This is a genomic window from Lysobacter firmicutimachus (assembly GCF_037027445.1).
Classification (GTDB): domain Bacteria; phylum Pseudomonadota; class Gammaproteobacteria; order Xanthomonadales; family Xanthomonadaceae; genus Lysobacter; species Lysobacter firmicutimachus.
In genome coordinates, this window is the sequence record NZ_JBANDL010000002.1 from 1,575,919 (window position 1) to 1,594,774 (window position 18,856).

The 18,856-nt window shown below is 68.0% G+C and carries 13 protein-coding genes; all 13 read left to right on the forward strand.

Annotated elements, in window-relative coordinates; translation table 11 throughout:
• Window positions 1-90 precede the first annotated feature (90 nt).
• Window positions 91-1,938, forward strand: a complete 1,848-nt coding sequence (gene ftsH / locus V2J18_RS06820; RefSeq protein ID WP_425606101.1) for an ATP-dependent zinc metalloprotease FtsH — start codon at window positions 91-93, stop codon at window positions 1,936-1,938.
• Window positions 1,939-2,221: 283 nt separating this feature from the next.
• Window positions 2,222-3,124 carry a dihydropteroate synthase gene (folP, locus tag V2J18_RS06825; RefSeq protein ID WP_336131376.1) on the forward strand — a complete coding sequence of 301 codons (903 nt, stop codon included), beginning with the start codon at window positions 2,222-2,224 and terminating at the stop codon, window positions 3,122-3,124.
• 1,769 nt (window positions 3,125-4,893) lie between these two features.
• Window positions 4,894-5,214, forward strand: coding sequence for a hypothetical protein (locus V2J18_RS06830; RefSeq protein ID WP_336131377.1), 321 nt, complete (start codon window positions 4,894-4,896; stop codon window positions 5,212-5,214).
• A gap of 427 nt (window positions 5,215-5,641) precedes the next feature.
• Entirely contained in the window at window positions 5,642-6,631 is a 990-nt protein-coding gene (miaA, locus tag V2J18_RS06835; RefSeq protein WP_336131378.1) for a tRNA (adenosine(37)-N6)-dimethylallyltransferase MiaA, read from the forward strand.
• A gap of 161 nt (window positions 6,632-6,792) precedes the next feature.
• Window positions 6,793-7,065, forward strand: coding sequence for an RNA chaperone Hfq (gene hfq, locus V2J18_RS06840; protein WP_064748599.1), 273 nt, complete (start codon window positions 6,793-6,795; stop codon window positions 7,063-7,065).
• Window positions 7,066-7,156: 91 nt separating this feature from the next.
• On the forward strand, window positions 7,157-8,455 hold the full coding sequence (gene hflX, locus V2J18_RS06845; protein ID WP_064748598.1) for a ribosome rescue GTPase HflX: 1,299 nt from the start codon (window positions 7,157-7,159) through the stop codon (window positions 8,453-8,455).
• 137 nt (window positions 8,456-8,592) lie between these two features.
• Window positions 8,593-9,702: an FtsH protease activity modulator HflK gene (hflK, locus tag V2J18_RS06850; RefSeq protein WP_064748597.1), complete on the forward strand. Its 1,110-nt coding sequence runs from the start codon at window positions 8,593-8,595 to the stop codon at window positions 9,700-9,702.
• Window positions 9,699-10,562, forward strand: coding sequence for a protease modulator HflC (gene hflC / locus V2J18_RS06855; protein ID WP_064748596.1), 864 nt, complete (start codon window positions 9,699-9,701; stop codon window positions 10,560-10,562). The genes hflK and hflC overlap by 4 nt, the downstream gene beginning before the upstream one ends.
• A 6-nt stretch (window positions 10,563-10,568) precedes the next feature.
• Window positions 10,569-10,757: a DUF2065 domain-containing protein gene (locus V2J18_RS06860; protein WP_064748595.1), complete on the forward strand. Its 189-nt coding sequence runs from the start codon at window positions 10,569-10,571 to the stop codon at window positions 10,755-10,757.
• A gap of 497 nt (window positions 10,758-11,254) precedes the next feature.
• Complete coding sequence (locus tag V2J18_RS06865; protein ID WP_336131379.1) at window positions 11,255-13,003, forward strand: hypothetical protein; 1,749 nt, start codon at window positions 11,255-11,257, stop codon at window positions 13,001-13,003.
• A gap of 378 nt (window positions 13,004-13,381) precedes the next feature.
• A complete protein-coding gene (locus V2J18_RS06870; protein ID WP_064748593.1) occupies window positions 13,382-14,674 on the forward strand; it encodes an adenylosuccinate synthase in 1,293 nt (430 codons plus the stop codon).
• A 747-nt stretch (window positions 14,675-15,421) separates the two neighbouring features.
• Window positions 15,422-16,300, forward strand: coding sequence for an ankyrin repeat domain-containing protein (locus V2J18_RS06875; RefSeq protein WP_336131380.1), 879 nt, complete (start codon window positions 15,422-15,424; stop codon window positions 16,298-16,300).
• A 29-nt stretch (window positions 16,301-16,329) separates the two neighbouring features.
• Window positions 16,330-18,738: a Tle-like phospholipase domain-containing protein gene (locus V2J18_RS06880; protein ID WP_336131381.1), complete on the forward strand. Its 2,409-nt coding sequence runs from the start codon at window positions 16,330-16,332 to the stop codon at window positions 18,736-18,738.
• Window positions 18,739-18,856: the final 118 nt, after the last annotated feature.

Sequence of the window (18,856 nt, forward strand, 5' to 3'; positions counted from 1 at the left end):
ACACGAGGCCCTGCGGGGCCGCAGGGTAGGAATTAAATGAACGATTTGGCCAAGAATCTGCTGCTTTGGGTGATCGTCGCCGTCGTGCTGATGGTGGTGTTCCAGGCGTTCGGCCCGCGGACCCCGGGCACCGACGTGCTGGCCTACGACCAGTTCATCAGCCAGGTCCAGTCGGACAAGATCAAGGAAGTGAAGATCTCCGACGACGGCACCACGATCACCGGCACGCGCAAGGACGACACCAAGTTCACCACCTACAGCACGCGCGACCCCTACCTGATCAACGACCTGATCAACCACAAGGTCGTCACCGAGCAGACGCCGCCGTCGAGCAGCCCCTCGCTGATCATGATCCTGGTCAATGTGCTGCCGTGGCTGCTGTTCATCGGCATCTGGGTGTACTTCATGCGCCAGATGCAGCAGGGCGGCAGCAAGGGCGCGATGAGCTTCGGCCGTTCGCGCGCCAAGCTGCAGGGCGAGGACCAGGTCAAGGTGACCCTGGCCGACGTCGCCGGCTGCGACGAGGCCAAGGAAGAAGTGGGCGAGCTGGTCGAGTTCCTGCGCGACCCGTCCAAGTTCCAGAAGCTCGGCGGCAAGATCCCGCGCGGCGTGCTGATGGTCGGCCCGCCGGGCACCGGCAAGACCCTGCTCGCCCGCGCCATCGCCGGCGAAGCCAAGGTGCCGTTCTTCTCGATCTCCGGTTCCGACTTCGTCGAAATGTTCGTCGGCGTCGGCGCCAGCCGCGTGCGCGACATGTTCGAGCAGGCCAAGAAGCACGCGCCCTGCATCATCTTCATCGACGAAATCGACGCGGTCGGCCGCCATCGCGGCGCCGGCCTGGGCGGCGGCCACGACGAGCGCGAGCAGACCCTGAACCAACTGCTGGTCGAGATGGACGGCTTCGAGGGCGGCGAAGGCGTGATCGTGATCGCCGCGACCAACCGCCCCGACGTGCTCGACCCGGCGCTGCTGCGCCCGGGCCGCTTCGACCGCCAGGTGGTGGTCGGCCTGCCGGACGTGAAGGGCCGCGAGCAGATCCTGCGCGTGCACATGCGCAAGCTGCCGCTGCACGACGACGTCGAGCCCATGACCATCGCCCGCGGCACCCCGGGCTTCTCCGGCGCCGACCTGGCCAACCTGTGCAACGAGGCGGCTCTGTTCGCCGCGCGCGAGAACGCCAAGGACGTGCGCATGGAGCACTTCGACAAGGCGCGCGACAAGATCCTGATGGGCGCCGAGCGGCGCTCGATGGCGATGAGCGAGGACGAGAAGAAGCTGACCGCCTACCACGAGGCCGGCCACGCCATCGTCGGCCGCATCGTTCCCGAGCACGACCCGGTCTACAAGGTCACCATCATCCCGCGCGGCCGCGCCCTGGGCGTGACCATGTACCTGCCGGAAGGCGACAAGTACTCGATGAACCGGGTCGCGATCGAATCGCAGCTGTGCTCGCTGTACGGCGGACGCGTCGCCGAAGAGCTGATCTTCGGCGTCGACAAGGTCACCACCGGCGCGTCCAACGACATCGAGCGCGCGACCAAGATGGCCCGCAACATGGTCACCAAGTGGGGCCTGAGCGACGAGATGGGCCCGATCGCCTACGGCGAAGAAGAGGACGAAGTCTTCCTCGGCCGTTCGGTGACCCAGCACAAGAACGTGTCCAACGAGACCGCGCGCCGGATCGACGAAGTCGTGCGCGGCATCCTCGACAAGGCCTATGGCCGCACCTCGCAGATCCTCAAGGACAACCTCGACAAGCTGCACGTGATGGCCGAAGCGCTGCTGCAGTACGAAACCATCGACGCGACCCAGATCGACGACATCATGGCCGGCCGCGAACCGGGCCCGCCGGCCGACTGGGCCAAGGCCGGCAAGCTGCCGCCGCCGAAGGACGACAACCGTCCGGGCGCGATCGGCGGGCCGGCGGCGCAGACCTGATCGGCCGGGATGGGGGATTCGGGATTGGGGATTCGTCAGTAGCCAAACCCCAAAACAAAACCTTGAAGCAGACGGCGTCCGGGCAACCGGACGCCGTTTGTTTTTGGACGGGGTTGGGGTTTTTGGGGAGCATGGGCGGAAGCAGGCAGGCGTGGTTCTGGAGTGCAGGTGAAAGCTGGGGAGGGCTTGCGTAAGCTCCGAAGGGACGAACACTCTCGCCCAATCCCCAATCCCCAATCCCCAATCCCCAATCCCCAATCCCCAATCCCCAATCCCCAATCCCATGTTCGACCTCTCCCCGATCCTCGACTGCAACGGCCGCCCGCTCAAGCTCGATCGCCCGCGGGTGATGGGCATCGTCAACGTCACGCCGGATTCGTTCTCCGACGGCGGGGCGCACGATTCGGTCGAGGCGGCGGTGGCGCATGCGCTGCGCCTGGCGGAGGAGGGGGCCGACCTCCTCGATGTCGGCGGCGAGTCGACCCGGCCGGGCGCCGGCGAGGTGTCGGTCGAGGAGGAATTGCGGCGCACGATCCCGGTAATCGAGCGGCTGGCGCGCGAAACCCCGCTGCCGATCAGCATCGACACCTCTAAGCCGGAGGTGATGCGCGCCGCGGTCGCCGCCGGCGCCGGCCTGATCAACGACGTCTACGCGTTGCGTCGCGAGGGCGCGCTCGACGCCGCCGCCGGACTCGGCGTGCCGGTGGTGCTGATGCACATGCAGGGCGAGCCCCGCTCGATGCAGCGCGAGCCGGTCTACGACGATGTGGTCGCCGAAGTGCACCGCTTCCTCGCCGAGCGCGTCTTCGCCGCCGAGATGGCCGGGATCGCCAAGAAGCGCATCGTGGTCGATCCGGGCTTCGGCTTCGGCAAGACCCTGGCGCACAACCTGAGCCTGCTGGCTCAGCTGGAACGCTTCGCCGAGCTCGGCGTGCCGCTGTTGGCGGGCTTGTCGCGCAAGCGCAGCATCGGCGAACTGACCGGGCGCGAGGACGCGCGCGAGCGGGTGCACGGCTCGGTCGCCGCGCATCTGATCGCGGCCCAGCGCGGCGCGATGCTGCTGCGCGTGCACGATGTCGCCGCGACGGTGGATGCGCTCAAGGTCTGGCATGCGGTCGCGGCGCAAGCCGTGCCGCGGCGCGCGACGGCATCGGTGCCGTCGCTGAAGTGGCCCGACGACGAATAAGCCCGCGGGCGGGCGAACATCGTCCGTGCCACCGACGGCCGCTTGCGATCGCCGCGTTCCGCCGTCGGCGGAGACACGCCGATCGGCGCGAGCGTGCCTGGGAGCGCGCTCCGCGCCGGAAGACCGCGCGCAAGGGCATCGCGCAGGCGGCTCCGGAAGCGGGCGAAACGCGGGTGTGCGCGATCCGGCGTTTGGCTTGCCCTTGCGCGCCGCGAGCGGCCGGCCGTCGTCGGAGGGAACCGCGACGGCGCGGTGCCGGGCGTTGGCGATAGTTTCGCCATAATCCCGCAGGCCTTGCGGCGTAAGGCGTGAAACCCTATTCGCGGACGCGTGTCCGCAGCTTTGTCCACAGCCGATGTGGACGAAGGCAGCGCCTCGTCGAAGCGGCCGTGCGGAGAGTTCGGTGCGCGATCCTCGAGCGATCGCCGCGCTCGTACCGAGCCTCGCGCCGCGGATCGTCCGTATTGGACAAAAAATCGCCAAAGTTCTGCGGGCCTTGACCTGCAAGGCGTGAAACACGCTTCGTCGCTGCGTGTCCGCAGGCTTGTCCACAGCGTTTGTGGGCAGTGTCAGCGCCATCTCGCCGTCGGGCACAACGGCACGAGGCTGTCAACGCCGGCGCCGCCGTGGCGATGTTCGCTCGGATTCGCGATGCGGCCTGGGCCGGATGCGGCGGCCGATCATTGGCGAATCTTTGTCCAATTTTGCGAATGCCTTGTCGCGCAAGGCGTGAAACCCGATTCGCGGGCGACTGTCCGCAGCCTTGTCCACAGTCGGTGTGGACAAGGCGCGCTCACGGTCCGTGGGCATGGCCGGGGGCGATGTCGCCACGGACGCGGCCTGCGCGCTTCGCGTTCCGTTGCCTCGACAAAGCATGGCGAAAAAATAGCCGAAATCCTGCAAGCCTTGTCGCACAAGGCGTGAAACCCGATTCTCCGGCGTCTGTCCGCAGCGTTGTCCACAGTGTCTGTGGACAGGCGTTGTGGCGGCCGGCGAGCCGATCCGGCCGACCGCCATCGCGCCGCACGGGCAGGGGCCGGGCGGCTGCGACGAGCGACGACGCGGCGACTAGAAGGGCGCCATTCCCGAGTCGCCCGGAGGCTGGCGAAATTTTGTCCAGAATCGTGCAAGCCTTGCCCCGCAAGGCGTGAAACCCGATTCCCGCATGCCTGTCCGCAACCTTGTCCACAGGCGGTGTGGACAAACCGCGCGCCGCACGGCAGGTACGTGCAGCGTGGTTCCTTGGCTAGCCGACGTATCCGTTCGGCCGCCGTGTTCCGCGCGCGCGGCGTAAAACGGCCGCGGCGATGGGGTTGGGCCGGCATGGCTAAAAAATGACCAAAAACCCGCAGGCCTTGGCGTGCAAGGCGTGGAACCCGATTCGCGGACGAGTGTCCGCAACCTTGTCCACAGCGATTGTGGACAGCGCGCTCATCGCGACGGGACCAACGCGCCGGAGGCCACCGCCGCGCGACTGCGAAGCAGATCGCCGGCGGATCGACATCGTGGGGCAGGGCGGCTGTCGCCGGCGACGCGTGCCGCACGGCCGGGCTTGGCGATATTTTGTCCAGAATCCTGCAGGCCTTGCGGCGCAAGGCGTGGAACCCGATTCCACGACGGCTGTCCGCAGCCTTGTCCACAAGCGATGTGGACAAGCGCGTTCGCGCAGTGGCCGTCGTTGCGGACGAATCGACGCAGCCGCCGCCTGTGCGCCGTCCGCAGCGGATCGCAGCTGCGAGGCGTGCCGGCTGTACTGCGGATGCGCATGCATGCGTGGCGCGCGCGAGGCTGGCGAATTTTTCGCCGATTTCTCCCGAGCCTTGCGGCGCAAGGCGTGGAACCCGATTCCACGACGGCTGTCCGCAGCCTTGTCCACAAGCGATGTGGACAAAGGCGCGAGCGCCTCCGTGTCGCACCGCGCCGCGGCAAAGGACGCATCGCCATCGCGAACGCGCGCGGCTCGCGATCCGGCCGGTCGCGGCGAGGCCAACGGCGCCGCGTCGACCGTCCGCGCAGGCGGCGTGCGCGAGGCGCCCGCACTTGGCTATTTTTTCGCCAATCTCGCGCGGGCCTTGCGGTACAAGGCGTGAAACCCGATTCGCGGACCGGTGTCCGCAGGCTTGTCCACAGCCGGTGTGGACAGCGCGCGCCGGCGCGCCGGCCGGCACGATCGGGCGCATGCGCGCAAGGCCCTGTAAGTCAAGCGAAATTCGCTGATCAAATTATCGCCAACCCTCTTGCAATCGTTGTGTCGCAACGGATTGCGCCGGCGTTTCGAAAACTGTCCGCAGGTTTGTCCACAGGCTGTGTGGACAACCGCAACCGATTGGTCATTTTCTCGCCAAACTCCCGCCAAGCCTTGCGGCGCCTGGGCGGAGCGGGCTTATCAACAGGCTTGCCCCAGTGCTTCTCCACAAGTCGTGTGGAAAGCCCGCGGCGGCGGCCGCGGCTTCCGTCGCCGCGCCGGCTGTGCGAGGCTGCCGGCTCTCGCCGCTGCCCCCGCCCCTCGTCCGCCGAATGGCCCGTTCCGCCGACCCGCGCCCGCTCGCGATCGCCCTGATGGGGCCGACCGCCTCGGGCAAGACCGCCCTGGCCCTGGACTGGGCCCAACGCCTGGACGGCGAGATCGTCAGCGTCGACTCGGCCCTGGTCTACCGCGGCCTCGATATCGGCGCGGCCAAGCCCAGCGCCGCCGAGCAGGCGCGGGTGCCGCACCATCTGATCGACGTGCGCGAGCCCTGGCAACCGTACTCCGCCGCCGAATTCGCCCAGGATGCTCGCCGCGCCCTGGACGCCATCGCCGCCCGCGGCCGCTTGCCGATCCTCGCCGGCGGCACCGGCCTGTACTTCCACGCCCTGCTGCGCGGCCTGGCGCCGATGCCCGAGGCCGACGCCGCGGTCCGCGCCCAGTTGGCGGAGGAGGCCGGCCGACGCGGCTGGGACGCGCTGCATGCCGAACTGGCCCGGGTCGACCCGGAGGCCGCCGCGCGCGTCCACGCCACCGATGCCCAGCGCATCCAACGCGCGCTGGAGGTGTTCCGCTTGTCCGGGCGGCCGATCAGCCAATGGCGGCGCGAGGCTCTCAACGCGCCGCGCCTGCCGTACCGGGTGCTGAAGCTGGCGCTGGCGCCGGCCGAACGCGCGACCCTGCATGCCCGGATCGAACGCCGCTTCGATCAGATGCTGGCCGACGGTTTTCTCGACGAGGTCCGCCGGCTGCGCGCGCTGCCGGCGTTGGCCGCCCATCCCGGCCCGCTGGATCTGCCGGCGATTCGCGCCGTCGGCTACCGCCAGGCCTGGGAGTACCTCGACGGCGCCGGCAGCGCGGACGAGTTCCGCGCGCGCGGTATTTACGCGACCCGGCAGTTGGCCAAGCGCCAGTTGACCTGGTTGCGCGGCCAGCTTGACCTGCGCTGGTTCGACCCTTTGCGCGATGCGGTCGAGTTGGAACGCACATTGGGCCTGTTCGCCGGCGCCCGGCTCGTAGGACGGGGCTCCGCCGCTTAGAATGGAGCGCGCAAACCCGGAACCGGGTCGCAATGTTTGTGTTCACTTGCGTTACCATCGGCCGGTCGCCCTGTGGGGACAACAGCCGGCGATACGGCCGCACCCGCATCCGTTGCTCGGAGCGCCGTCCTAATAACTAGAACATGCTGGGGAATTAGAAGATGTCTAAGGGGCAATCCCTCCAGGATCCTTTCCTGAATGCGCTGCGTCGCGAACGTGTGCCGGTCTCGGTCTACCTCGTCAACGGCATCAAGCTGCAGGGCACGATCGAATCTTTCGACCAGTTCGTGGTGTTGCTGCGCAATACCGTGAGCCAGATGGTCTACAAGCACGCGATTTCCACCGTGGTGCCCGCGCGCAACGTGCGCGTCGGACCGGGCGGCGGCTATGTCCAGTCGGCCGACGGCGGCGACGGCAGCGACGAAACCGAATAATCCGGAACGAGTGCGGAGGACGGGGCGCCGGCACGGCCTGGCCGCCTTTACTCGTTCCTCGTTCCTCTCCACTCGCGGTACCGGACCCTAGATGTTCGAACGTTCCAAGAAGGGCGAGCACGCCCTGTTGATCCAGCCCCACGCCGGCGGCGCGCCGGACGAGGACCTGCTGGAAGAGTTCGCCGACCTGGCGCGGTCGGCGGGCGCCACCGTGGCCGCGGTGCTGACCGCACGCATCGACCGGCCCAACGCGGCGACCCTGATCGGCAGCGGCAAGCTCGACGAGGTCAAGACCGCGGCCGACGCCAGCGGCGCCGACCTGATCCTGGTCAATCACCCCCTGAGCCCGGGCCAGGAACGCAACCTCGAGCGCGCGCTGCAGCGTCGGGTGGTCGACCGTACCGGCCTGATCCTGGACATCTTTTCCCAGCGCGCGCAGAGCGCCGAGGGCAAGCTGCAGGTCGAGCTGGCCCAGCTCAAGCACATGGCCACCCGCCTGGTGCGCGGCTGGACCCACCTGGAGCGCCAGCGCGGCGGTTCGATCGGCCTGCGCGGCCCCGGCGAAACCCAGCTGGAAACCGACCGCCGCCTGCTGCAGAAACGGGTCGAGCAATTGCAGCGCCGGCTCGACAAGGTCGAAGTGCAGCGCACCCAGATGCGCCGCGCGCGGGTGCGCAGCGAACTGCCGCGGGTGGCCCTGGTCGGCTACACCAACGCCGGCAAGTCGACTCTGTTCAATGCCCTGACCGGCGCGCAGGCCTATGCCGCCGACCAGTTGTTCGCGACCCTGGACCCGACCGTGCGCCGGACCGAGCTGTCCGGCGGCGCGGTGGTGCTGGCCGATACGGTCGGCTTCGTCCGCGACCTGCCGCACGAACTGGTCGCGGCGTTCCGTTCGACCCTGTCGGAGGCGCGCGAGGCCGACCTGCTGCTGCACGTGATCGACGCCGCCGACCCGCACCGCGACGACCGCATCGCCCAGGTCGACGAGGTATTGCGCGAAATCGGCGCCGGCGATTTGCCGCAATTGCTGGTTTTCAACAAGATCGACCGCCTCGAAGGCGCCCAGCCGCGGGTCGACCGGCCCGGCGAGGAGCGCCCGCGGGTCTGGGTATCGGCCCGCGACGGGCAGGGCCTGGACCTGCTGCGCGGCGCCCTGGGCGAGGCCCTGGAGCTGCGCCATATCGCCGGCGAGCTGCGGATCGCCCCGCAGGACGCGCGTTTGCGCGCGCGCCTGCACGAACTGGGCGCGGTCCGTGCCGAGCAGGCCGACGAGCACGGCTGGCTGCTGCGGGTCGACCTGGCCCTGGCCGATGCCCAGCGCCTGTTCGCCCAACCGCACGGCGAAGCGCTGCGCCCCTTGCTTGAGGCGGTTCAGGCCCCCACCTAGAATCGACGGGTTCGCGCGCGCTGGTTAGGTGCGCGGATTCCCGCGGCGCACCGGCGCTGCGGGCCGGCGGCACGCCGCCGGTGCAGCGGGCTGGACAGCGGAAGTCCCGCCCGGCGCCCAACTTCTTAGGAGCAGGCATGGCCTGGAACACCCCTGGCAGTGACAATTCCGGCGACAACCCGCGTCCGCCGCGCCGCAAACCCCAAGGACGCGGCCTCGACGCCGTGATCGAGCCGCTGCGCGGCCTGTTCGGCAACGGCGGTGGCGGCATCCTGCGCTGGGTCGCGCTGCTGCTCGGCCTGTGGCTGATGTTCAACTGCTTCGTCCTGGTGACCGAGCAGGAACGCGGCGTGGTCCTGCGCTTCGGCGTGTTCTCGCGCGTGCTGCAGCCCGGCCCGCATTTCAAGGCGCCGTGGCCGATCGAGAGCGTGCGCAAGGTCAACGCGACCCAGACCCAGGCCTACAGCGAAACCATCCCGGTGCTGACCCGCGACGGCAACATGGTCAACGTCGAGATCAACGTCCAGTACCGGATCGAGTCGCCGCGCCAGTACCTGTTCGGTTCGCGCAAGCCCGATGACGTGCTCAAGCAGGCCGCGCAAAGCGCGGTGCGCGAGCAGATCGGCCGCTCCGACCTGGACACCGTGCTCGGCGCGCGCAGCGTGCTGACCACCCAGGTGCGCCAGCGCCTGCAGGCCTCGCTCAAGGCCTACGAGACCGGCCTGATTCTGACCGAGCTCAACCTGCCCAACGCGCGTCCGCCGGAAGAGGTCAAGGACGCGTTCGATGAGGCCCAGCGCGCCAACGCCGAGAAGTCGACCTCGATCAACGAGGCCCAGGCCTACGCCAAGAAGATCGTGCCGGAAGCGCGCGGCGACGCGCAGCGCATCCGCACCACCGCCGAGGGCTACAAGACCTCGACCGTGGCCCGCGCCGAAGGCGACGCCACCCGCTTCTCGCTGTTGGTCGAGCAGTACAAGAACGCGCCCGACGTGACCCGCAAGCGCCTGTGGCTGGATACGGTGCAGGAAGTGCTGGCGCAGAACCGCACCATCGTCGGCGGCGATTCGCGCCAGATCCTGTACGTGCCGATGGCCGACCGCAACGCGGTGCCGACCACGCCGGGCCCGGTCAGCGTGCCGCTGCAGCCGGAAATGCTCAGCCCGGTCACCTCCACCGAGTCGACCACCATGCCCTACGTCGGCCGCCCGCCGCGCCCGAAGACCCGCGATGAGGTGATGCGATGAGATTCCCCGTCATTGTGGCCGCGGTCGTGGCCGCCCTGCTGGCCCTGCTCGGCTCGGTGTTCACCGTTTCCGAAGGGCACAGCGCGATCGTGTTCCGGCTCGGCACCGTGGTGCGCGAGGACATCGGCCCCGGCCTGCGCTTCAAGTGGCCGCTGATCGAGACCGCGCGCGTGTTCGACCGCCGCCTGCAGATCCTGGAATCGCCGCCGGAGCGCTACCTGACCGCGGACAAGCTCGACGTCAGCGTCGACTTCTTCGCCCTGGGCCAGATCGACGACATGCGCCGCTTCTTCCAGGCCACCGGCGGCGACGAATCCGTCGCGGTCGAGCGCCTGGCGCCGATCATCCGCGACTCGCTGCGCAACGAGATCAACTCGCTGAAGCTGCTCGACGTGGTCAAGGGCGACCGCGAAGCGGTGATCGGCAAGCAGCTGGAAGCAATCAACAAGGGCGCGGCGACGCTGGGCATCCGGATCAAGGACATCCGCATCAAGCGCATCGACCTGCCGCAGGACAGCAACGTGCTGGCCTCGGTCTACAACCAGATGCGCTCGCAGCGCTTGCAGGTCGCCAGCCAGTTGCGCGCCGAGGGCGTGGAGCAGGCGCAGGCGATCCGCGCCGCGGCCGAACGCGACCGCACCGTGATCCTGGCCGAAGCCGAGCGCGACGCGCAGCGCTTGCGCGGTGAGGGCGACGCCCAGGCCGCGCGCCTGTACGGCGAAGCGGCGAACAAGGACCCGGGCTTCTTCGCCTTCCAGCGCAGCCTGGAGAGCTATCGCAAGTCCTTCGCCGACGGCCAGAGCGTGATCGTGCTCGACCGCGACGATCCGTTCCTGCAGTACCTCAAGTCCGACCGCTGAGGCGACGTGGCCGGCGACGTGGTGCGGGCCTTGTGCCTGGTGGCGGTGTTCGAGGGCCTGTTCCTGTTCGTCGCCCCGCGCGGCTGGAAGCAGGCCGTCGAGCAGCTGCTGATGTTGCCCGACCGGCATCTGCGCCTGGTTGGGGCGATCGTGGTCGCGATCGGTACCGCCGCCTTGTGGATCGCGCGCGGCTGAGCCGCCTTACGACCGCCGCGCACCCGGCGCGGCGATGAACTCCGTCTTGACCTAGCGGCGACCGATCGCCGCCGTCGAACGCCGCTGTCGGTCGCGCCGCGTCGTTGCGCCCCCGCGCTGGCGGCGACCGGTGCGGATTCCAGTACGCCGTCCTCGCGCGCCAGCGCGACGCCGGTCGCGAACCGCGCCACCGGGGCCGCCCCAGCTCCGCTCCCCCGGGTTTTCCGCTTGCGACGTCGGTCAAGCCCGCGCGGAGATGCGCATCGCTTTTGCCCGGATTTCGCGAGCGCGATTGCGAATCCTTCCCCCGTCGTCCCGGTATCGACCCGTTTTCGCCCTGTCGCCGACCCCGTCCTCGGTCCTAGAACCGTCGGCGGCGTACGACGCATGCGGCCTCCGACTCGCTCTCTGCGGCGGCGACGGCGCCATGACGCCCGCTCCCATCACGCCCGTCCCAACCACGCCCCAGAACCGTCCATACGACCCGGAGTCGCGACATGAAGGAATCGCTGCAATTGCGTCGGACCGCACTCGCCCTGGCCCTGCTGTCGCTGAGCGGGTCGGCGCTGGCCGCCACCTGTCCGGCCTACAACCCGTCCAACAAGGCCAACAAACTCTATCTGGTGTTTCCGAATGCGCCGATCGCCTACCCCTCGTTCGGCTTCTCGGCCGGCTCGGTGACCAATCCGGCGGCCGCGTTCAACGCCGCCGACCTGCCCAGCTATACCGGCACCACCACGGCGCTGCGCGATGCGGTCAAGCACGTGGTCGAACTGGATTACTGCGAATTCAACGTGCAGGTGCTGCCGACCGCGACCCTGCCGCCGGCGACTTTTCCGCGCCGCAACGTGGTCGCGGTGACGACCAAGTCGGACATCGCCGACGGCCTGTTCGGCCTGGCTCAGGCCGTCGACACCGGCGACGCGGTCGCGGTCGACTATTCCTACGTCTGGGGCAAGACCTACCAGGACTGGACCGGCGGTCCCGGCGGCGCGCTCAACGGCGCCAACTCGACTCTGGACCGCTGGGCCAACTCGATCGGCGGCACCGCCGCGCACGAAGCCGGCCACAATTACGGTTTGGCCCACAACACCATCGTCGGCCCCGGCGAAGACACCTACAAGCATCACGTGATGCCGGCCGGCGGCGCGCTCACCGCCGAGGACCGCGCCGGTTACCGCCGCCATTTCAGCGACCACGAGTTCTCGGTGCTGGCGGCCAACGTCGGCCTATCGCTGCAGACCATGTGGAACTGGGACTTGGTCAACCCCAACGCCGCGCCGGCGCACAGCCTGGAATTGCGCGTGCTGTACCCGTCGGCGACCGCGCCGGTGATCGACTGGGCCTACGCCGGCTGCAACAGCCCGTGGATCAACCCGACCGTGATCGGCCCGATCGGCCCGGCGGAGACCTTCCAGGGCGGCACCTACTATCCGTACACGGTGAAGTGGAGCACGCCCAATCCGGGCTGGGGCACCGGCGCCTGCGTCGGCCTGCCGGGCCCGCCGGGGCAGGCGCCGGGCGGGGTCAAGTTCCACATCGGCGCCTCGTTCGCCGGGGTCAACTTCAGCCTGTCCACGCCCAACCCGATCGTGATCAAGGACATCACCCTGCGCGACGTGTCGAGCACGGCGATGGCGTTGAACCCGCGCCTGCACGCCTTCGACGCCGGCACCCTGGACACCGTCGGCGGCACCTTGAACCTGGGCGTGTTCAACCTCGCCGAAGCGCCGCTGCTGGTGCGCGACCTGCAGGTCATGGAACTGCCGCGCGTGCTCGCGCTCGACCAGATGGTGGTCGGCGGGCGCATCGCCGACTTCCTCGGCGAGCCGTTCCAGCCTTGGCCGGAAACCACTCGCACCCTGGTGCGCGAAGCCAAGCTGGACCCGCGCGGCAAGGGCCTGAGCTTGCCGATCGCGCAACTGAACCAGCGCCGGCACGTCTATGAGGTGATCACCGAGGAGGACTGCAAGAAGAGCCAGGCCGACCGCCTGACCGCCGGCCCGGACACCGCCGATTGCCGGCCAGGGACCAATATCGACCTGTTCCCCTCGACCACGGTCTATTTCACCGCCAATACCGTCGACCCCAACGCGACCTATTGGGATCCGGCCAAGCGCGCCTACGTGCGCGGCGAGCTGGCTACGCGTACCTATTACCAGCTCAGCGGGCGGCGCCTGGACCAGGACAAGAACGGCGTCGACGACTACATCGACGCGCGTCGGGGCGGCCAGAGCGGACGCTGAGCGACCGGTTTGCGGCCGCCGGGCGCGTCGGACCGTCCGGCGGCAGGCGGGCCCGGCATGACGCCGGGCCCGCGTTTTAGCGAGCGCAGGCCAGCGCGCAGACCCGTGTGGGGACGGCCGGCGGGCGGGGCGGGGAGGGCGGAGGATGAACGAAACCCGCCCGCCGGCCCCGACTCGCCGCCGGATCGGCCGATCCGACCGATTTGGGGTGGCCTTGCCCCCCCGAAACCCGGATAATGCACAAAAGCCGGACGGGGCCTTCCCCGCCGGCTTTTTTCCGTTCATGGCCCTGTGGCGCGGCATCGGCTGCGACTGGGCCGCGGGCGGACGCCGCGCGGCCACCGCCGCTATCACCGCAAGCGCAGGAGTTTGAAGGTCATGGGTCAGTCAGTCGTCGTTCTCGGTGCCCAGTGGGGCGATGAAGGCAAGGGCAAGATCGTCGACCTGCTGACCGAGCAGATCGGCGCCGTCGTGCGTTTCCAGGGCGGCCACAACGCCGGCCACACGCTGGTCATCGGCGGCAAGAAAACCGTTCTCCATCTGATTCCGTCCGGCATCCTGCGCGAAGGCGCGCTGTGCCTGATCGGCAACGGCGTGGTGCTGAGCCCGGCCGCGCTGCGCAAGGAAATCGAGGAACTCGAAGCCACCGGCGTGGAAGTGCGCTCGCGCCTGAAGATCAGCCCGGCCACGCCGCTGATCATGCCGTACCACATCGCCCTGGATCAGGCCCGCGAAAAGGCCGCCGGCGGCAAGGCCATCGGCACCACCGGCCGCGGCATCGGCCCGGCCTACGAAGACAAGGTCGCCCGCCGCGGCATCCGCGTCGCCGACCTGCATTACCCGGAACAGCTGGCCGAGAAGCTGCGCGCGGCGCTGGACTACCACAACTTCGTGCTGACCCAGTACCTCGGCGTGGAAGCGGTCGACTTCCAGAAGACCCTCGACGAGGCGCTGGAATTCGGCGAATACGTCGAGCCGATGAAGTCCGATGTCGCCGGCATCCTTCACGACCTGCGCAAGCAGGGCAAGCGCGTGCTGTTCGAAGGCGCGCAGGGCTCGCTGCTGGACATCGACCACGGCACCTATCCCTACGTCACCTCGTCCAACACCACCGTCGGCGGCGCGATGGCCGGCACCGGCGTGGGCGCGGACTCGATCGACTACGTGCTCGGCATCGCCAAGGCCTACGCCACCCGCGTCGGCGGCGGCCCGTTCCCGACCGAACTGGACGACGAAGTCGGCCAGGGCATCCGCGACCGCGGCCAGGAATACGGCGCCACCACCGGCCGTCCGCGCCGCTGCGGCTGGATCGACATCGTCGCGCTCAAGCGCGCGGTGGCGATCAACGGCATCACCGGCCTGTGCATCACCAAGCTCGACGTGCTCGACGGCATGAAGACGCTGAAGATCTGCATCGCCTACGAATACCGCGGCAAGCGTACCGAGTACGCGCCGCTGGACGCGGCCGGCTGGGACGAGTGCACGCCGGTGTACCTGGAGTTCCCGGGCTGGGACGAGAACACCCACGGCATCACCGAGTGGGACAAGCTGCCGCCGGCCGCGCGCGCCTACCTGCGCGCGCTGGAAGAACTGGCCGGTTGCCCGCTGGCGATCGTCTCCACCGGTCCGGACCGCGACCACACCATGGTCCTGCACGACCTCTGGGCCTGAGTCCGCTTCGGTTCCGCGTCGAAAAAGCCCCGCATCCGCGGGGCTTTTTTTGTGGCGGGGGTTAAGCGAGCTTGGCCCCCGCCGTCCCTGGGGCTCAAGTCATCGTGCCGCTTCCTGAAGCGGGCGGAGTGGTCTCTAGATTTGTCCCGGTTCGGTGATCGGTCAGTCGGGTCGGGCGGCCAGCGCCGTCGAACCGATCCGAGCCATGCTGCTCGGATGCGCATTTGATTCATACGGCTTGGCGCACCGTTCCGCGCATATCCCATGGACGAGTAGGCAATCGCCGTGAACCAGCGTCGGAAAAATCCGAATCGAGCTGAACGATCGGGAGTGGTTCGAGCGACTCAGGTCCTCTGTCGCGCGATCGCTCGCGAGGAAAGCTGCGCTTGATCGTGAAGAGAGTTCCAAACAGTCGCCTGCATGTGTGTCAACCGTTGCGGCTGCGTCACAAAACAGCGCGACCTACGATTTCTCTTCCACGGACAGGTCGATTGTTCAGCCGATGACAAAGCGCCGAAGAACGCTCAAGCCTATCGGCACATTATCGGCACATTCGATAGCTGCCGCTGCGCGTGGTTTTTGGGGCGCTTGTACGACAACGATCGCGCCATCTGCGCCCGAGCCCACGATCTGGATCGGCCATGCCAAGCTTGTCCACTGACGCCGCGACGGGGATAGTGGAGCCTGAGCCCGTTCCATGTCGGCGTAGCTGAACGCCTCTCGCTCCTTCGGACTTCACGGATGACTATGAACCGCCTGCTCCGGTTGTTGCCCCACGCTCTGCACCATTTTGCAGTCGGCCTTGCGGGCCTGTTGATCGCCTGCCTGCTGGCCGGCTGCCTGGCGCCCTACACCCCAGCGCAAGAATCCTCGTTGCCGGTCGCGGATTGGTTCCCGAACCAGCCCAAGGCGCAAGCACTCGCGGTCGCGTCGGAGTTTGGCCGGCTCGAGGAAGTTCGGCGCTTGATGAAGGTGGAGGGAGTCGACCCAGACAAAATCTTCTCCCCTGAGGGCTATCCGCTCTTGGCTTGGCCGGTCATCACGGAGAGCCCCGAAGGCCTGCGGGAGATGCTGAAGAACGGGGCCGACCCCAATGCGATGCGCCGCTCAATGACCACTGATCGTGGGATGCGCAACAACAACAACGCCATGGTGTGGGCCGCCAAGGCGAAAGACCCCATCTACCTAAAGATACTGCTCGATTACGGCGGTGACCCGAATACACGCAACTCGAATGACGAGACATTGCTTTTGCAGTCGATCCTGGGCGGTGGCGGATGGCCGAATGTCAAGCTCCTGGTCGAGCGTGGAGCGGACGTCAACTTGAAGACACGCAACTCGCCAATTATCACCAATTACGCGGCGCTTGGCGGTTTTGAGCCCGTCTATTGGTTGCTGCAACACGGTGCCAATCCGGACAACGATTCGGAAGATCCTCGCTTCAAAGCAACAATCAACTCCATCTTTTGGTACCCGAGCAAGCCCGGCTATGTCGAATGGCAGCGCAAGTGCCAACAGTGGCTGTTGGCACGCGGGTACAAGCGGCCACCTATGCCTGAATACCTTCGTGACATGCGTAAGGCATTCGGCTATCCCCACGAAGAAAAAGACATCCCTCTGCTTTAAAGCACTTGCGAGACTGACAAGGAGTCACCATGTTTCCCTCCGTAGAAGCCCTTAAAGAGCGCCAAGCGCTGCTGAAGCAGTTGCGCGAAAGCGGTGACCCGGCCGCAGTCGCCCGTGCCGACGAGCTGCAACGCACTTACCATGCCGACAACATGGCCGTGCTGGCGAAGGACACCTACTTGTCGGCGATGGAACCGAGAGCCCCGGATGAACGCACCCAGCCGCCGCCGGGCTGGATTCGCGCCAGCGAACACCTCGACAAGTTGCGCGAAGCGGCCCCCGCGCTCAGTGCGCTGAGCAATGAGCAGCTCTTGGACTATCTCAAGCCCGGGGACTCAGGCTTCCGCGCTGAGATCTACTTGCCCGACCCGACCATCCTCGGCCCCGGCTACAAGCCGGTGATCGTGCCCAAGGGCTCAGCGGGCGAGGTGATGGGGAAAGACGGCAAGCTCTATGGAACCACCAACGAAGACTTCATTGCCAACAACTTCCCGCAGTCGGTCGGTCTGAAGACCGACTACTACGACCGCGCGATGTTGTTGGCCACGCAAATGCAAATCAATGGCCTGGTTGCTGAATACTCCGGTCACTCCCTTGGCGGCGGCATGGCCTCGGCGATGTCGGCCGTAACCGGCAACCCCGCGACGACCTGGAATGCCGCCGGCCTGCACCCGGAGACGGCCAGGCGCTTCGCTCGCGAGAACCCGGGAACGCAGGTCCACGACACGTCCCGCTCGGTGGTTTCCTATCAGATCAAGGGCGAGTTGCTGAACGACGGCGTTCAGCACAACATCGACCGGCTCGATGCGCTTCATCGCGCTCAGTTGGCCGGAGTGCTGCGGGAGACCTGCAAACTGTTGCAGGACGTTCCCGAAGGCCGAGAGGTTCTGACCACGCAACTCAGCGCTATGTTGCCGCGCCACGCGCAACCTTCGGTACGCGAGTTCGTCAAGACGCTGGCCGAAGGCGATACGAATCAACTGCTGCGCGACCTGCCCCTGGCGGCCGGACGCATCGCACCGCTCGACGACGTCAAAGTATGGGAGAACGGCAGCCTCGCCGACCGCGAGCAACGCCTGACCCTGACCGAGATTTCCAACTTCGCCGCGCCCGTGCTGGAAACGGCCTACATCACCGCCCAGGGCGCCCGCGTCGGCCGCGTGGCGGGTCAGGCCACCGCCGCCGCGGGCGATATGGCCGCGGCGAACCTGGACGCCAGCGGCGACCTAGTGCGCACGGCGACGGCCAAGGCCGCCGACTTCGCGGATGTCGTGTCCGGCGTTCAGCACTCGGCGGTGCAAGCCGGCGTCCGGCTGACCGGCGAGGGCGTCGCTCAAGCGCGCGTCGCCGCAGGCCGGGTGGAAGCGGCCATCGACACCGTGCAGGGCGAAGTGCAACTGCGCGGCGCCCAAGCCGGGGCCGGTCTGTTGCGCGGTATCGGCGATCTGGACGTACTGCCGGACAGCATGCAGCGCTGGGCCAACGACGCAGCGGCCAATGTGGAACGCGGCGGCCAGGCGGCGCACGCGCGCAACCGGGCGGAGGCGGCCCAAGCACGCTCTGAGGCCCAATCCGATGCATCCGGAATTCGCCAGGCCACCTCGGACCGCGTCGTGGACCTGGAGCGGGTACAAGTGGTGGTCGAGGGCTCGCAGAGGGCCGTGATCGCCGGCAGCGGCCAGCAGGCGGACTTTGCGCTCGACTCGGGCAGCCGTGCGCTCGGCGAGGTCGCGCGCCACGCCCCGGTGATGGGGGCAGGCATCGGCGCGGCAGCCGGTGGCGTGGCGGGAATTCAAGCCAACACCAACCTGGTGGATCTGGTGCAGATCGGACGCTTCGCTCACGGCTATCACACCCAAGGCGCGGAGGGCATCGAACGCCACTTGATGACCGAGGCCGTCCTGCCGAGCATGGCCTCGCGAGTCCAGGCCGAGGAGCGGGCCATTCGTGCCGAGTTCCCGAACTTGAACCGGCCAGCGCACAGCGCTCCGGAACAGAAGCCGGCGTCCGGGCCGGACCAGCCCGCGCATCCCGATCACAGCATGCTGGAACAGATCCGCCAGGGCATGCGTGCCGCCGACGCCCGTATCGGCAAGCCCTACGACGAGGGCAGCGAGCGCATAAGTCGGTGCTTGTTGGCCGCCTGCAAGGACAATCGGGAGATGCATCCGGGCAGGGACTACTCACTGGCGGCCAATGCGCTGAGCCGGGTAGACCATGTGGTTCCCGGTCCGACCGGCAATATGTTCGCGGTCGAGGGCAAGCTGGACGACCCGGCCAGCAAGCGAGCCTGCGTGTCCGTCGAGCAGGCGCTGAAGACGCCGGTCGAACAGTCCGACCAGAAGCTGGCGCTCGCCAACCAAGCCATTGCCCAGGAGCAGGAACGCGAGCGATCGCTGACCCAGAACCAGCAGCGAAACGGCCCGAGCCTCGGCTAGTCGGCATGGGCTCAACCACATCGACTCGGCGCCCTGCGGCTGGGCGCCAGGCTTGGCTGCCCGGGCCTGGAGGAGCGGCGGTAGGACTGTCGCATCCGCATCTAAGCGGTACCCCACG